At 71.8% G+C, this 14,641-nt stretch carries 14 protein-coding genes; 4 read left to right on the plus strand and 10 right to left on the minus strand.

Annotated features, from left to right (window positions below):
• Positions 1-131: 131 nt before the first annotated feature.
• The 3 genes from OG599_RS06570 to OG599_RS06580 form a co-directional block, all read right to left on the minus strand.
• The gene (locus tag OG599_RS06570; RefSeq protein ID WP_327174997.1) at positions 132-1,076 is read right to left on the minus strand and encodes an SPFH domain-containing protein; all 945 of its coding nucleotides are present in this window, start codon (positions 1,074-1,076) and stop codon (positions 132-134) included.
• Positions 1,077-1,208: 132 nt separating this feature from the next.
• Positions 1,209-1,631 (minus strand): NfeD family protein, encoded by a 423-nt coding sequence (locus tag OG599_RS06575; RefSeq protein WP_327174998.1) that lies wholly within the window; start codon positions 1,629-1,631, stop codon positions 1,209-1,211.
• Positions 1,632-1,799: 168 nt separating this feature from the next.
• A complete protein-coding gene (locus tag OG599_RS06580; RefSeq protein ID WP_327174999.1) occupies positions 1,800-2,597 on the minus strand; it encodes an ABC transporter ATP-binding protein in 798 nt (265 codons plus the stop codon).
• 145 nt (positions 2,598-2,742) lie between these two features.
• Between OG599_RS06580 and OG599_RS06585 the strand changes: the two genes are divergently transcribed.
• Positions 2,743-3,531, plus strand: coding sequence for a hypothetical protein (locus tag OG599_RS06585; protein WP_327175000.1), 789 nt, complete (start codon positions 2,743-2,745; stop codon positions 3,529-3,531).
• Between the two features lie 134 nt (positions 3,532-3,665).
• Here OG599_RS06585 and OG599_RS06590 read toward each other — a convergent pair whose 3' ends face one another.
• Positions 3,666-4,310, minus strand: a complete 645-nt coding sequence (locus OG599_RS06590) for a response regulator transcription factor (RefSeq protein WP_327175001.1) — start codon at positions 4,308-4,310, stop codon at positions 3,666-3,668.
• Positions 4,303-5,448 carry a GAF domain-containing sensor histidine kinase gene (locus OG599_RS06595; RefSeq protein WP_327175002.1) on the minus strand — a complete coding sequence of 382 codons (1,146 nt, stop codon included), beginning with the start codon at positions 5,446-5,448 and terminating at the stop codon, positions 4,303-4,305. The genes OG599_RS06590 and OG599_RS06595 overlap by 8 nt, the downstream gene beginning before the upstream one ends.
• A gap of 474 nt (positions 5,449-5,922) precedes the next feature.
• On the opposite strand from OG599_RS06595, the gene OG599_RS06600 reads away from it, so the two are divergent.
• Positions 5,923-6,711: a transglycosylase SLT domain-containing protein gene (locus OG599_RS06600; RefSeq protein ID WP_327175003.1), complete on the plus strand. Its 789-nt coding sequence runs from the start codon at positions 5,923-5,925 to the stop codon at positions 6,709-6,711.
• A gap of 135 nt (positions 6,712-6,846) precedes the next feature.
• Here the strand turns inward: OG599_RS06600 and OG599_RS06605 are convergent, their stop codons facing one another.
• Positions 6,847-9,453, minus strand: coding sequence for an ABC transporter ATP-binding protein/permease (locus OG599_RS06605; RefSeq protein ID WP_327175004.1), 2,607 nt, complete (start codon positions 9,451-9,453; stop codon positions 6,847-6,849).
• Between the two features lie 297 nt (positions 9,454-9,750).
• Here OG599_RS06605 and serB point away from each other — a divergent pair, with 297 nt between their 5' ends.
• Positions 9,751-11,007, plus strand: coding sequence for a phosphoserine phosphatase SerB (serB, locus tag OG599_RS06610; protein ID WP_327175005.1), 1,257 nt, complete (start codon positions 9,751-9,753; stop codon positions 11,005-11,007).
• A gap of 154 nt (positions 11,008-11,161) precedes the next feature.
• Here the strand turns inward: serB and OG599_RS06615 are convergent, their stop codons facing one another.
• From OG599_RS06615 to OG599_RS06630, 4 genes are all read right to left on the minus strand, one after another.
• Entirely contained in the window at positions 11,162-11,680 is a 519-nt protein-coding gene (locus OG599_RS06615; protein ID WP_327175006.1) for a SixA phosphatase family protein, read from the minus strand.
• 90 nt (positions 11,681-11,770) lie between these two features.
• Positions 11,771-11,977 (minus strand): hypothetical protein, encoded by a 207-nt coding sequence (locus OG599_RS06620; RefSeq protein ID WP_327175007.1) that lies wholly within the window; start codon positions 11,975-11,977, stop codon positions 11,771-11,773.
• A 273-nt stretch (positions 11,978-12,250) separates the two neighbouring features.
• Positions 12,251-12,367: an SGM_5486 family transporter-associated protein gene (locus OG599_RS06625; protein WP_327175008.1), complete on the minus strand. Its 117-nt coding sequence runs from the start codon at positions 12,365-12,367 to the stop codon at positions 12,251-12,253.
• Between the two features lie 17 nt (positions 12,368-12,384).
• On the minus strand, positions 12,385-13,692 hold the full coding sequence (locus OG599_RS06630; protein ID WP_327175009.1) for a CynX/NimT family MFS transporter: 1,308 nt from the start codon (positions 13,690-13,692) through the stop codon (positions 12,385-12,387).
• 250 nt (positions 13,693-13,942) lie between these two features.
• Here OG599_RS06630 and OG599_RS06635 point away from each other — a divergent pair, with 250 nt between their 5' ends.
• Positions 13,943-14,617: a FadR/GntR family transcriptional regulator gene (locus OG599_RS06635; protein WP_327175010.1), complete on the plus strand. Its 675-nt coding sequence runs from the start codon at positions 13,943-13,945 to the stop codon at positions 14,615-14,617.
• Positions 14,618-14,641: the final 24 nt, after the last annotated feature.

Genomic DNA, 14,641 nt, shown 5'->3' on the forward strand with positions numbered 1-14,641 from the left:
CGGGGTGCCGCACCGATCATGCACGAAGGCCCGGGGCGGGTCGGACGGGGGCCCCGCGAAGGGGGTTCCGCCGTCCGGCCGGGCCACCGGGCCGTGTGCGCCGGAGGCGCCGTGTGCGCCGGAGGGCGGGGTCAGTCGACCGGGGGCTCCTCGCGGCGCTCCTTGCTCGGGCGGGAGCCGCCGGTGTCGAAGCCCGGTACGCCGCCGCCGAGGTTGCCGAAGGCGCCGCTGAGGCCCTTGAGGGCGTCACCGATCTCGCTGGGCACGATCCAGAGCTTGTTGGCGTCGCCCTCGGCGATCTTCGGCAGCATCTGGAGGTACTGGTACGAGAGGAGCTTCTGGTCCGGGTCCCCGGCGTGGATGGACTCGAAGACGGTCCGGATGGCCTGGGCCTCGCCCTCGGCGCGCAGGGCGGCGGCCTTGGCGTCACCTTCGGCGCGCAGGATCGAGGACTGCTTCTCGCCCTCGGCGGTGAGGATCTGGGACTGCCGGATGCCTTCGGCGGTGAGGATCGCGGCGCGCTTGTCGCGGTCGGCGCGCATCTGCTTCTCCATCGAGTCCTGGATGGAGGTGGGCGGTTCGATGGCCTTGAGCTCCACGCGGTTGACGCGGATGCCCCACTTGCCGGTGGCCTCGTCCAGGACGCCGCGCAGGGCCGCGTTGATCTCCTCGCGGGAGGTCAGGGTCCGCTCCAGGTCCATGCCGCCGATGATGTTGCGGAGGGTGGTGACGGTGAGCTGCTCGATCGCCTGGATGTAGCTGGCGACTTCGTACGTCGCGGCGCGGGCGTCCGTCACCTGGTAGTAGATGACCGTGTCGATGTTGACGACCAGGTTGTCCTGGGTGATCACCGGCTGCGGCGGGAAGGGCACGACCTGCTCGCGGAGGTCGATGCGGTTGCGGATGGAGTCGATGAACGGGACGACGATGTTCAGCCCCGCGTTGAGCGTGCGGGTGTAGCGCCCGAAGCGCTCGACGATGGCGGCGCTGGCCTGCGGAATGATCTGGATCGTCTTGATCAGGGCGATGAAGACGAGCACCACCAAAATGATCAGGACGATGATGACCGGTTGCATCGTGTGCCTCAAGCCCTTCGATAGCCGACGGATCCTGGTGATCGGGTCGCGCTCTCACTGTGACGGACCGGGCGAGCCGACATGATCGACTTCGAGTGTCGCAGAACTCGCCCTGCCGCGCGGCCGGTTCGGTCACATGACGACGGCGGTGGCCCCGTCGATCTCGACGACGTCGACCTGTTGGCCCGGCTCGAAGCTCTGGGTGTCGTCGAGGGCGCGGGCGGACCAGACCTCGCCCGCCAGCTTGATGCGCCCGCCGTCGCCGTCGACGCGTTCGAGCACGACGGCCCGGCGGCCCTTCAACGCGTCGATCCCGGAGGAGAATTGGGGGCCGTCGCCCCGATGGCGCGCGGCGACCACGCGCACCACGGCGACCAGCGCGACGGAGACGACGACGAACACCAGCACTTGGGCCACGATGCCGCCGCCGAGGGCGGCGACGATCGCCCCCGCGACGGCGCCGACCGCGAACATCCCGAACTCCGGCATGGCGGTGAGGACCAGGGGAATGCCCAGCCCCACCGCCGCGATCAGCCACCACACCCACGCGTCCATGTCGTCATGGTAGGACCGCGTGTGCCCCAGGGACAGGGGCCCTGTGGGGCGGGATCCGGCCACGGGTGTCCGACGGATACGGGTGTCCGACGGATACGGGGCCGGACACCACTCAGGCGGTGTCCGGCGGATCGAGGCCGGACACCGCCTGGGACAGGGGTGGTCCGCCTACGACAGCGGCAGTCCGCGCGCGGTGTAGCGGTCGCCCTGGTGCTCGACGACGAGCGGCAGGCCGAAGCAGCGGGAGAGGTTGCGCGAGGTGAGCTCGGTCTCCATGGGGCCGGCGGCGAGCACCTTGCCCTGGCGGATCATCAGGACGTGGGTGAATCCCGGCGCGATCTCCTCGACGTGGTGGGTCACCATGATCATGGAGGGGGCGTACGGGTCACGGGCCAGGCGGCCGAGGCGGCGCACCAGGTCCTCGCGTCCGCCGAGGTCGAGTCCGGCGGCGGGCTCGTCGAGCAGGAGCAGCTCGGGGTCGGTCATCATCGCGCGGGCGATCAGGGTGCGCTTGCGCTCGCCCTCGGAGAGGGTCCCGAACTTGCGGTCGAGGTAGTCGTTCATGCCGAGCCGGTCGAGGAAGGCGCGGGCGCGCTGCTCGTCGACGTCCTCGTAGTCCTCGTGCCAGGTCGCCGTCATGCCGTACGCGGCGGTGAGCACCGCCTGCAGGACGGTGAGGCGCTTGGGGAGCTTCTCCGCCATGGCGGCGCCGGCGATGCCGATGCGCGGGCGGAGCTCGAAGACGTCGGTGCCGACGCCGCCGAGCTGCTCACCGAGGACCCTGGCGGTTCCGGTGGACGGGAAGAGGTAGCTGGAGGCGATGTTGAGCAGCGTCGTCTTGCCGGCGCCGTTCGGGCCGAGGATGACCCAGCGCTCCCCCTCCTTGACCGACCAGGAGACGTCTTCCACCAGAGCGCGTCCGTCGCGGACCACGGATACGTCCACCAGCTCCAGTACATCGCTCATGAGCGCGTTGTCTCCCCATGCAGTGTCGAGATCGTCGCGTGCCGGAGGGCACAGCTCCCACGCAAAACTTACGCCACCCCGGGAGCGCTCCGGCCGCGAGGTCCGTTCCCGCCGGGGAGCGTGCGGCAGCTCTTAGGCTGTTCCCATGCTTTCGGAACCACGCTCAGGGCTGCTGGCAGCCTGGGGAAACGCGCTGCTCGCCGGATTGGTGTCTCCGGACGACGCGGCGGACGCGATCGTCGGAGAGGACGCGGTGCACCGCGTCGAGGGACTGCCCGGTGAGGCGGGGCCCGTGGGGCTCACGCTGGCGCTGGGGCGGCTGCGGGGGCTGGGGGTGACGGGTTACCGGGTGGCGCTGCCGGCCCCGGGGCATCCGCTGGGGCTGAGCGGTCCGCCGGAGTTCAACGCCCGGGCGCTGGAGACCGGGGAGGCGGTCGTCGCCTCCGGGGCGGCGTACGGGCTGGTTCCGGAGGTGACCGAGGCCGGGCCGCCCGGTGATCTCCACGTCGAGGTGGTGTGGCGGGTCACACCCGTGCGGGAGGCCCCGCCGGCGGACGTGCCGTCGCTGGGCGAGGCGGAGCGGGAACTCGCGGAGGCGCTGCGGGACGCGACGGCGCTGCTGTCGCGGCTGGACGTGGCGGGCTCCGGGCCGGTGGCCGAGGCGGCCGTCGACGCCTACCGGGCGCGGGCGGAGCGCGGGCGCGAGGTGCTGGCCCCGGGGTACCCGCCGCGGGCGGTACGCGTGCTGGAGCTGGCCCGGCGGGTGGGGCTGCTGATCACGCTGGCGTACGAGAACGGGCACGGCGGCGCGGTGAGCGCTTCCGAGATCGCGGCCCGGGGCGAGGCGCTGCGTCCGGTGGAGCGGGTGGCGCGCAGGGCGCAGGTGGCCGCGTACAACGCGTACGTGGAGGAGGGCGAGCGGGGACGGCGGTAGGAGCTCCCGCCCGGCCGCTCCGGGGTGGCCCGGCGTAGGCGCTCTCCTGCCTGAGGGCTCCGGGGTGGCCCGCCATCACGGGCGGTCCACCGCCCCGGGCCGGCCGCGGGCCCCGGGCCGGCCGCGGCCCCGGGTCAGCCCGCCATTCCGTGGCGTACGGCCCAGAGGGCGGCCTGGGTGCGGTCGGCCAGGTCCAGCTTCATCAGGATGTTCGAGACGTGGGTCTTGACGGTCTTCTCGGACAGCACCAGCGCCCGGGCGATCTCACGGTTGGACCGGCCGTCCGCGATGAGCCCGAGCACCTCGCGCTCCCGCTCGGTGAGGGTGGTGCCCCGGCCCGTACCGCCGCCGCCGTCCTCCTGGGCGAGGAGCGCTCCGGCCACCTCGGGCTGGAGCAGGACGTGGCCCGCGTGGACGGAGCGGATGGCGCCGGCCAGGGCGTCGGGGTCGACGTCCTTGTAGACGTACCCGGAGGCTCCGGCGCGCAGGGCGGGGACGACGGTCCGCTGCTCGGTGAAGCTGGTGACGACGAGGACCCGCGCGGGGTTGGCCAGCTCGCGGAGCTTGCGCAGCGCCTCGATGCCGTCCGTGCCGGGCATCTTGATGTCCATCAGCACCACGTCGGGGTGGAGCGCCTCGGCCTGGGCGACGCCCTCGGCGCCGTCGGATGCCTCTCCGACGACCTCTATGTCGTCCTGCACCTCAAGGAAGGTGCGCAGCCCGCGCCGGACGACCTGGTGGTCGTCGACCAGCAGGACGCGGATGGTCTTGTCAGCCACCGGGGACCTCCATCTCGATCGTGGCGCCCCTTCCGGGCGCCGATTCCACGCTGAGGGTGCCGCCGACGCTGTGCGCGCGGTGGCTCATCGAGACGAGGCCCAGGTGCCGGCCCGCCTGGCGGACCGCCGTGGGGTCGAACCCCTGGCCGTCGTCGGTGATCCGCAGCACGGTGCCCGCGCCGCGCCGGGTCAGGGCGACGGTGACGCGGGCGCCGCCGGAGTGGCGCAGCGCGTTGTGCAGGGACTCCTGCGCGACGCGCAGCAGCGCCTCCTCCTGGGCCGCGGGCAGCGCCCGTACGCCGTGGCTCTCGAAGGTGACCCGCGCGCTCTGCGCCCGGTCGAGGACCTGGACCTGGGTACGGAGGGTGGCGACGAGGCCGTCCTCGTCGAGTGCGGCGGGGCGGAGCTCGACGACGGCGGCGCGGAGTTCGTCCACGGCCTCGGCGGCGAGGGCGGCGACCTGCTGGAGCTCGCCCTTGGCGCGCGCGGGGTCGCGGTCGACCAGGGCGGCGGCGGCCTGGGCGGTCAGCCGCAGGGAGAAGAGCTTCTGGCTGACGGCGTCGTGCAGCTCGTGGGCGAGGCGGGAGCGCTCCTCGGCGATGGTGAGCTCGCGGCTGCGCTCGTAGAGGCGGGCGTTGGTGAGGGCGATGGCGGCGTGCTGGGCGAGGATCGAGAGGAGTTCCTCGTCCTCGGCGGTGAAGCCGCAGCTCCCCTCGGGTTTGGGGCACCTCTTGTTGGCCAGGTAGAGCGCGCCGATGGTCTCGTCGCCGTCCTGGATGGGGAGGCCGAGGAAGTCGGACATGTCGGGGTGGGCGTCGGGCCAGCCGCCGAAGCGGGGGTCCTTGCGGACGTCGCTGAGCCGCTCGGGCTTCGCCTCGTGGAGCATCGCGGCGAGGATGCCGTGCTGCCGGGGCAGCGGGCCGATCGCCTTCCACTGTTCGTCGCTGACGCCGTCGACGACGAACTGGGCGAAGCCCCCGTGGTCGTCGGGGACGCCCAGCGCCGCGTACTCGGCGTCCAGCAGCTCGCGGGCGGAGGCGACGATCGTCTTCAGGACGTCGCGCATGTCCAGCTGCCGGTTCATCTCGAGCAGCGCGGCGCTCACTGCGGCGAGACCCGACGGTCGGAGGTGGCTCATACGCCTCACGGTACCGGCGGCGCACGGGACCCGTATCGGCCTGTGGACGGCGCCGACCGGGCCTTCGGGCGTAGGTCCCGGGGCCCCCGCGCGGCCGGGCCCGCCGAGGGTGTGCGCCCGCCGCCGTCCGGCTCCGGGACCTCGTTCCCCAACGTCGGGAAAACCGCTGACACTGCGAGTTGCTCTTGCAACGCGCAGTGAGACCGGCGGCCCGGCCATGTGAGCCCACGCATAGGACTCACGTCACGTACGAAGCCCGTTAGTGGATGAATAAGGGTGATTTAACCCGTCATGACGGGCCTCGACGAAACGGACATAAGACTCTGATCCACTAGACGGCTTCGTACGTCACACCTTTGCCAGGGCATTTTGCGGTCGCTAAGAATTGCATTTCCACCTGACAGAGAGGCGCACCGCCACTCTCCGTCCTGGCGCCCCGCGAGGGGTTCCAACGATTCGAAGAGGTACGTCTGCATGTCCGCGTCCCGCATATTTGACCGAACCCGTCGTCTGAACAAGACGCAGAAGCTGTCCGTCGCCGGCGTCTCCGCGCTGGGTGTTGCCGCCCTGACGTTCTCGCTGGTTCCCAGCAGCGCCCAGGCCGAGAGCACCAACGCCTCCGTGGCGTCGTCCCCGGTCGTCTTCGCGTCGGCAGCCGACTCGGCTCAGGCCAAGGCCGTGCAGGACAGCGTGATCGAGCAGAACTCGACCGCCGCGAAGCTGGTGAAGGCCGCCGACGCCGTCAAGGCGAAGGACGAGGCCGCCCGCACCAAGGCCGTCGCCGACGCGAAGGCGCTGACCGACGCGAAGGCGCTGGAGCGTGCCGAGGCCGCGGCGAAGGTGAAGGCCGCCGACGCGGCGAAGGCCAAGGCCAAGTCCGACGCCGCGCAGCGCTCGTCCAACGAGTCCGCCAGCCGCTCCGCCGAGCGGAAGCCGGTCTACGCCGAGAACCTGGACGGCTGGATCCGCGAGTCCCTCGCGATCATGAAGGAGAAGGGCATCCCCGGTACGTACGAGGGGCTGCACCGCAACATCATCCGCGAGTCCAGCGGTAACCCGCGCGCCATCAACGACTGGGACATCAACGCCCGGAACGGCGTCCCGTCGATCGGTCTGCTCCAGATCATCAAGCCGACCTTCGACTACTACCACGTCGCGGGCACGGTCCACAGCCAGTACGACCCGGTCGCCAACATCACCGCCTCGGCCAACTACGCGGCCGACAAGTACGGCTCGATCGACAACGTCGACAGCGCGTACTGACCGGCTCCTCGCGGCAGGACCGCGGGCCCAAGGTCTGAGCACGGCTGAAACCGCCGGAGGGCGGCACCCCGAGTGGGGTGCCGCCCTCCGGCGCGTCCGCGTACCCGGGCACGGCCGGGAGCGCGAGGCCGTCCCCTACTTGCGCATGACCTCGGGCTCGTGGCGGCGCAGCAGCCGGGCGACCACGAAGCCGCAGACGGCACCGAACGCCACCAGCACCGCGAGGTCGGTGGCCCACACGCCCGCCGAGTGCTCCCAGAGCGGGTCCAGGTCGGTGGGGTTCTCAGCGTCCCACGGTGGCATGAGACGGGAGAGGTCGAGCGTGGCGCCCGCCGCGGACACGCCCCAGCGCGACGGCGCCAGCCAGGCGAGCTGTTCCAGGCCGGGAGAGTCGAAGATCTGGAAGAGCACCCCGGCGAAGACGACCTGCACGATCGCGAACATGACGAGCAGCGGCATGGTCTTCTCGGCGGTCTTCACCAGCGAGGAGATGACCAGGCCGACCATCACCGAGGCGAAGCCGAGCGCCATGATCGAGACACAGATCTCGACGGCCGGCGGCATGACGAGCCCTTCCTCCGGCAGCTGCCGGCCGTGGAGACCGATGGCGCAGATGATGACGCCCTGCAGCATCGTGATCACGCCGAGGACGATGACCTTGGACATCAGGTACGCCGACCGGGAGAGGCCGGTGGCCCGTTCCCGTTCGTAGATGATGCGTTCCTTGATCAGTTCTCGCACGGAGTTCGCCGCACCGGCGAGGCTTATGCCGACCGCGAGGACCAGCACGATCGAACCGGCCTTGCCGTTGTACTTCTGGGGGCCGGCGGGGGCGACCAGGCCGAGCTTGGCCGGGATGACCATGGCGAGGGCGCCCAGGACTACGGGCATCATGACCATCAGGCACAGGAAAAACTTGTCGGACGCCAGGACCGAGACGTACCGGCGGATCAGGGTCCACAGCTGTGTCGCCCAGCCCTGAGGCTTGGGCGGGCGCAGCTGCTGCGGGGGTGCCGTGTTCACGGGCTGCGCGGCGACGGCGTCGATGTCGGCGGCGTACATCTGGTAGTGCTGCGAGCCCCGCCAGCGGCCCGCCCAGTCGTAGTCGCGGTAGTTCTCGAAGGCGGAGAAGACGTCGGCCCAGGTGTCGTAGCCGAAGAAGTTGAGCGCTTCCTCCGGCGGCCCGAAGTACGCCACCGCACCGCCGGGTGCCATGACGATCAGCTTGTCGCAGATCGCCAGCTCGGCGACGGAGTGGGTGACGACGAGGACCGTACGGCCGTCGTCGGCGAGGCCGCGCAGCAGCTGCATCACGTCGCGGTCCATGCCCGGGTCGAGGCCCGAGGTCGGCTCGTCCAGGAAGAGCAGCGACGGCTTGGTCAGCAGCTCCAGGGCGACCGAGACGCGCTTGCGCTGACCGCCGGAGAGGGAGGTGACCAGCTTGTCCTTGTGGATGTCGAGCTTCAGCTCGACGAGGACCTCGTGGATGCGGGCCTGGCGCTCGGCCTCGGTGGTGTCGGCGGGGAAGCGGAGCTTGGCCGCGTACTTCAGGGCCTTGGTGACCGAGAGCTCCTTGTGCAGGATGTCGTCCTGCGGGACGAGCCCGATGCGCTGGCGCAGCTCGGCGAACTGCTTGTAGAGGTCACGGTTGTCGTAGAGGACGTCGCCCTGGTCGGCGGGCCGGTAGCCGGTGAGCGCCTTGAGCAGGGTGGACTTGCCGGAGCCGGACGGCCCGATCACCGCGACCAGCGACTTCTCGGGGACCCCGAAGGAGACGTCCTTGAGGATCTGCTTGCCGCCGTCGACCGTCACCGTGAGGTGGCGGGCGGAGAAGGAGACCTCACCGGTGTCGACGAACTCCTCCAGCCGGTCGCCGACCAGCCGGAAGGTGGAGTGGCCGACGCCGACGATGTCGTTCGGCCCGAGGAACGCGGAACCGGACTTCTGGAGCTGCTGGCCGTTGACGTACGTGCCGTTGTGCGAGCCGAGGTCGCGGATCTCGAAGCGGCCGTCGGGGGTCGCGTGGAACTCGGCGTGGAGGCGCGAGACCTGGAGGTCCGAGACGACGAGCTCGTTCTCCAGGGCACGGCCGATGCGCATGACCCGGCCGATCGCCAGCTGGTGGAAGGTGGTCGGGCTGCGGTCGCTGTGCACCGGTCCCCCGGCACCCTCGAAGGGCCCCTGCTGGTGCGGGACCTGGGCCACCCGGTCCTGCGCCTGCGCTCCCCAGTCCTGCGCCGCCCGGTCCTGCGGATGCTGCTGCCAGGCCTGCTGCGGCGCGGGCGCGACGGGAGGCTGGTACGGGGCGGCCTGCGGCTGGTACGGCGCCGCCTGCTGGGCCTGCGCCACCGGCGGCTGGTACGGAGCCTGCTGGGCCGGGGCCTGCTGGTACGCGGCCTGCTGGGCCGGTCCGGCCTGCGCCGGCGGCGGCGCGGCGGCGGGAGCGGTCAGGGCGACCCTGGGTCCGTCGTTGGCGTTGCCGAGGCGCACTTCGGTGCCGGGGCCGATCTCCGCCCGCTGCACCCGGTCGCCCCGCACATAGGTGCCGTTGGTGCTGCCGTGGTCCTCGATGAACCAGCCGTGACCTCCCCAGGCGATCGTGGCGTGCCGCCACGAGACCCGGGCGTCCTCGAACGTCAGGTCCCCCTGCGGATCACGTCCGAGCGTGTACGACCTGGACGGATCGAGCGTCCAGGTTCTGCCATTCAGTTCCAGTACGAGTTCTGGCACTCCGCGCCCCACTTGTCGTCCCCCGATATTCCCCCGCTGTGCGGAAGCCCAGGGATGCTGAACATCGGGGGGCACTATTGCAGGCGGACTCCCCGATCCGAAAGCCGGGCGCCCCGGGGCGCGTTGGCGGGGACGGGTTCCGGGCGGCGCGGCGGGCCCCGCGGAGGTGTTCCGGCAGGTGCCTCGGGCGGTGTCCGTGGCGGGGCCACCAGCGGGGCGGCGGGCGGTCCCGCAGGTCGCGGGGCCGGGTGTCCGCTACTCGGGACGGCGTGCCGGGGCCTCAGGGGCGACCGATACGGTGGAACCACCATGAGCGCATCTCAGCCATCTCCGTCTCCCTCGTCCTCCGAGCTCCCCGGGTCCCGTCCGGGCAGCGACTCCCCCACTCTTCTCGTGAAGATCTTCGGGAAGGACCGTCCCGGTATCACCGCCGGGCTTTTCGACACGCTCGCCGCCTACGCGGTGGACGTCGTGGACATCGAGCAGGTGGTCACCCGTGGCCGGATCGTGCTGTGCGCACTGGTGACCACCCCGACCGCCGGAGGCACCACCGAGGGCGATCTGCGGGCGACCGTGCACAGCTGGGCCGAGTCCCTGAAGCTGCAGGCCGAGATCATCTCGGGGACGGGTGACAACCCTTCGCGCGGCGACGGCCGTTCCCACGTGACCGTGCTGGGCAACCCGCTGACCGCCGAGTCGACCGCCGCCATAGCGGCCAGGATCACTTCGACCGGCGCCAACATCGACCGGATCTTCCGGCTCGCGAAGTACCCGGTGACGGCCGTCGAGTTCGCGGTCTCCGGAGCGGGTACCGAGGAGCTGCGGACCGCGCTGGCGGTCGGGGCGGCGCAGATCGGTGTGGACGTGGCGGTGATGTCGGCCGGTCTGAGCCGCCGGGCGCAGCGCCTGGTGGTGATGGACGTGGACTCGACGCTGATCCAGGACGAGGTGATCGAGCTCTTCGCCGCGCACGCCGGCTGCGAGAAGGAGGTCGCCGCGGTGACCGAGCAGGCGATGCGCGGGGAGCTGGACTTCGAGCAGTCCCTGCACGCCCGGGTCGCCCTGCTGGCCGGACTCGACGAGTCCGTCGTGGAGAAGGTGCGCGCGGAGGTCCGGCTGACCCCCGGGGCCCGTACCCTCATCCGTACGCTGAAGCGGCTCGGCTACCAGGTCGGCGTGGTGTCGGGCGGGTTCACCCAGGTCACGGACGACCTCAAGGAGCGGCTGGGGCTGGACTTCGCCTCCGCCAACACCCTGGAGATCGTCGACGGGAAGCTCACCGGACGGGTCGTGGGCGACATCGTGGACCGGGCGGGCAAGGCCCGGCTGCTGCGCAGCTTCGCCGAGCAGGCGGGCGTTCCGCTGGCGCAGACGGTGGCGATCGGCGACGGCGCCAACGACCTGGACATGCTGAACACCGCGGGTCTCGGCGTGGCGTTCAACGCCAAGCCGGTCGTCCGGCAGGCGGCGCACACGGCGGTGAACGTGCCGTTCCTGGACACCGTGCTCTATCTGCTGGGCATCACCCGTGAAGAGGTCGAGGCGGCGGACGCCCCGGGCGCCTGAGAACGACCCGCCTCGGACGCCGCGGGCACCTGCGGACGATCCGCCTCGGACGTCCCCCGCGCCTGGGGACGCTCCGCCCGTCCCCCGTACGTACGGAAAGGGCCCCGGCGCGCGCACGCGGCGCGCCGGGGCCCTTTCCGTACCGTGGAACCGGTCAGTCGATGGGCGTCCAGTAGTCGGTGAGCCTGCCCGCGCCGAGCTCGACGCTCTTCCACGTGCCGGGGAACTCCAGGACGGCGTAGGCGGCGGTCGCGAAGCCGTCCCTGGTCAGCCGGGCCAGCACATCGCCCTCGGCCGAGCCCGCGAGGGCGTCCGCCGCGCCGTGCATCCCCGGGTTGTGGCCGATGACGAGCAGGTTGCGCACCTCGTCGGGGGTCTCGTTGAAGAGGGCGACGAGTTCGCCGAGGGAGGCGTCGTACAGCCGCTCCTCGTACACGGTCCTGGGGCGCTGCTCGAACTCGTGGACCGCCAGCTTCCAGGTCTCCCGCGTCCTGGCGGCGGTCGAGCACAGGGCAAGGTCGAAGTCGATGCCGGAATCGGCGAGCTTCCGTCCGGCCACGGGCGCGTCCTTGCGTCCGCGCTCCGCGAGCGGCCGCTCGTGATCGGAGGCCTGCGACCATTCCGCCTTCGCGTGCCGGAGAAGAACGATCCTGCGAGGTGTGTCGACGCTCATGTCGTTCAGCTTCGCACGAATCTGCGCCCCGGGCGCAGGGTGTTGACGGGCTCGACCGCCAGGGGTGACGGGGAGGGCCCTCAGGGGCCTTCAGTAGGACAGCTGATCGAGCGCGCGCTCGACGAACCGGCCGAAACCGGGGTCGGCGGGGGCGGCCTGCGCCTGCTCCGGGTCGGTGATCATGAGCAGCAGCACGGCGAACGCGAGCACCGGCAGCGCCAGCGCCCACCAGGGCAGTCGCACCGGTGCCCCGGCGGCCGGCCCTCGCGCGGACCGGGGGTTCGTACGGGCCGGCATGGCCGCCTCCGAGGGTCGTGGGTTCCTTTACCCAGAACCTACGGAAGCGCGGACGGGCCGCCCATCCGGTGACCCACCCACTCGACCCTGAACCTGGCCCCCTAGGGGATGGTGGGGCTGTCCCCACCCCTCCGCCGGAGGCACCCGCCCGCGCGGGGCGTACGGCCGCGCGGGACGGCCGGCCACGATCGTCGGGGCGCGGGCGTCAAGGCGCGGGCGTCAAGGCGCGAACACCGAGGCGCGGCGTCAGGGCGCGAACACCGAGGCGCGGCGTCAGGGCGCGAACACCGAGGCGATGACTCCGATGATCACAGTGATGAGAAGCATGGCCCCGAGCACGAGGAGAAGCTTCTTCTGGCCGTTCTGGGGATGCGGATCGAGCACTGGCATGAGGCAAGTCTCGCATCTCACCCGTGGCCGTCGATCGTCCGGTCCCGTCCGGCGAACACACCCACCACGATCTGCGGAACCATCAGTGCCGCCATGAAGGCGATGGGCAGGCCCCAGCCGCCACTGCGCTCGTTGAGCACGCCGACGAGCAGCGGGCCGGGAATCGAGATCAGATACCCGGTGGACTGGGCGAACACCGAGAGCCGGGCCACGCCCGCGCCGGTACGGGTACGCATGCCGATCATGGTGAGGGCGAGCGGGAAGGAGCAGTTGGAGATGCCGAGCAGCACCGCCCAGAACCAGGCGCCGCCCGCCGGCGCGAGGTAGAGGCCCGCGTACCCGGCGAGGCCGCAGGCCCCCAGGAAGAGGACGATCGGGCCCTGGTTGCGCATCCCGGCGGCGACCCGGGGGATGACGAAGGCGAGCGGCACGCCCATGACCATGGTGATGGCGAGCAGTACGCCCGCCGTGCTCGCGGAGATCCCCGCGTCCCGGAAGATCTGCGGCATCCACCCCATGGTGATGTACGCGGCGGTGGACTGGAGCCCGAAGTAGCAGGCGAGGGCCCAGGCGGTCGGGATCCTGGTGATCTTGAAGTCGACGGCCGCCTGCTGCGGGACCGCCGCGGCCGCCCCCGCGGTGGCGCCCGCGCGGCTGCGGACCACCAGCGGGATCCAGACCAGTACGGCGAGGACGCCGAGCGTGGCCCAGACGGCGAGGCCGGCCCGCCAGTTGCCGCCCAGCGCGTCGGTCACCGGCACGGTGGCCGCGGCCGCCAGGGCGGTGCCGAAGGCGAGGGCCATCGAGTAGAGGCCGGTCATCGATCCGACGCGGTCGGGGAACCAGCGCTTGACGATCACCGGCATCAGGACGTTGCCCACCGCGATGCCCATCAGCGCGAGCGTGCTGGCGAGCAGGAATCCGACGGTGGAGCCGGTGAAGGGGCGGATCAGCAGGCCGGCGGTGATCGCGACCATGCCCGCGAGGACGACGGCGGCGGGGCCGAAGCGGCGGGCGAGGCGGGGGGCGGTGATCCCGAACACCGCGAAGCAGAGCTGCGGCACCGAGGTGAGGGCGCCGGCGACTCCGCCGCTCATGTGGAGCCCGTCGCGCACCTCTTCGAGGAGCGAGCCCAGGCTGGTGATGGCCGGGCGGAGGTTGAGCGCGGCCAGGACGAGGCCCGCGGCGAGCAGGCGCGGCAGCCACGGGGAGGCTGCCGCGGGGGCGCCCGCGGCGGAGGGCGCGGACTTCGGGACGGTCGGATCGGGCCCCCGTGCCGGGGTCGCGGCGGCCGGGTCGGGTGTCTCGGTGACGTCTTCCAGCATGGTGCCATCATAGAATCATGGGATGATTGCTTGTCCACCCCGGCGCGACGGCGCTCCGGGGGTGCGGACACCACCGAAGACGGCGCCCCCGGGGGCGCGGACACCACCCACGACGGCGCGCCCGGCGCGTGGACGCCCCGGGCGCGCCTGACAGAATCCGGACCACGCCTCACCGCACCCCGGAAGCCGGGAGGTTTCCGGGCCACCGAGGGCTCGGAGCACTGCGGAGCACTGCCGAACAAGGAGTCTCATGGCGCTGACGTCCCCCCGGCGCTCGGCACTCGCCGACCAGGTGATTGCCCAGCTGAGGAACCAGATCACCTCGGGCGAGTGGCCCGTCGGCTCCCGCATCCCCACCGAACCCGAGCTGGTCGAGCAGCTCGGTGTGGCCCGGAACACGGTCCGTGAGGCGGTGCGCGCCCTCGCCCACAACGGCCTGCTGGACATCCGCCAGGGCTCGGGTACGTACGTGGTGGCCACCAGCGAGCTGGCCGGGGTGATGCAACGGCGCTTCGCGACCGCCGATCCGCGCCACGTGTCCGAGCTCCGGTCGGTCCTGGAGTCGTCGGCGGCGCGGCTGGCGGCCGGGCGGCGCACCGACCGGGACCTCAAGCAGATGGACGCCCTGCTGGCGCGGCGCGAGGAGACCTGGGTGGCGGGGGACGCGGAGGGCTTCGTCGAGGCCGACGCCACCTTGCACCATGCGATCGTGGCCGCCGCGCACAACGACGTACTGACCGGGATCTACGCGGACCTGGGCGACGTGCTGCGCGACTACCTGCGCGGTGACGTGGGCCCGGAGCTGCGGCCGGAGGACCTCATGGACCACGGGCGGCTGGTCGAGGCGATCCGCGAGGGCGACGCCCGGAGGGCGGCCGAGGAGGCGGGGAGCCACGCGCTGCACTGCCCGCCCGAAGGGCCCTGACCGGAAGGGCCCGGCCCCAAGGCC

The sequence above is a fragment of the Streptomyces sp. NBC_01335 genome (assembly GCF_035953295.1).
Classification (GTDB): Bacteria; Actinomycetota; Actinomycetes; order Streptomycetales; family Streptomycetaceae; genus Streptomyces.

Coding starts and splice junctions, on each gene's coding strand:
- OG599_RS06575 (WP_327174998.1), bottom strand. CDS start 1,631: ATGGACGCGTGGGTGTGGTGGCTGATCGCGGCGGTGGGGCTGGGCATT.
- OG599_RS06595 (WP_327175002.1), bottom strand. CDS start 5,448: ATGAGCCACCTCCGACCGTCGGGTCTCGCCGCAGTGAGCGCCGCGCTG.
- OG599_RS06625 (WP_327175008.1), bottom strand. CDS start 12,367: ATGCCAGTGCTCGATCCGCATCCCCAGAACGGCCAGAAGAAGCTTCTC.
- OG599_RS06600 (WP_327175003.1), top strand. CDS start 5,923: ATGTCCGCGTCCCGCATATTTGACCGAACCCGTCGTCTGAACAAGACG.
- OG599_RS06570 (WP_327174997.1), bottom strand. CDS start 1,076: ATGCAACCGGTCATCATCGTCCTGATCATTTTGGTGGTGCTCGTCTTC.
- OG599_RS06580 (WP_327174999.1), bottom strand. CDS start 2,597: ATGAGCGATGTACTGGAGCTGGTGGACGTATCCGTGGTCCGCGACGGA.
- OG599_RS06585 (WP_327175000.1), top strand. CDS start 2,743: ATGCTTTCGGAACCACGCTCAGGGCTGCTGGCAGCCTGGGGAAACGCG.
- OG599_RS06630 (WP_327175009.1), bottom strand. CDS start 13,692: ATGCTGGAAGACGTCACCGAGACACCCGACCCGGCCGCCGCGACCCCG.
- OG599_RS06620 (WP_327175007.1), bottom strand. CDS start 11,977: ATGCCGGCCCGTACGAACCCCCGGTCCGCGCGAGGGCCGGCCGCCGGG.
- OG599_RS06635 (WP_327175010.1), top strand. CDS start 13,943: ATGGCGCTGACGTCCCCCCGGCGCTCGGCACTCGCCGACCAGGTGATT.
- serB (WP_327175005.1), top strand. CDS start 9,751: ATGAGCGCATCTCAGCCATCTCCGTCTCCCTCGTCCTCCGAGCTCCCC.
- OG599_RS06615 (WP_327175006.1), bottom strand. CDS start 11,680: ATGAGCGTCGACACACCTCGCAGGATCGTTCTTCTCCGGCACGCGAAG.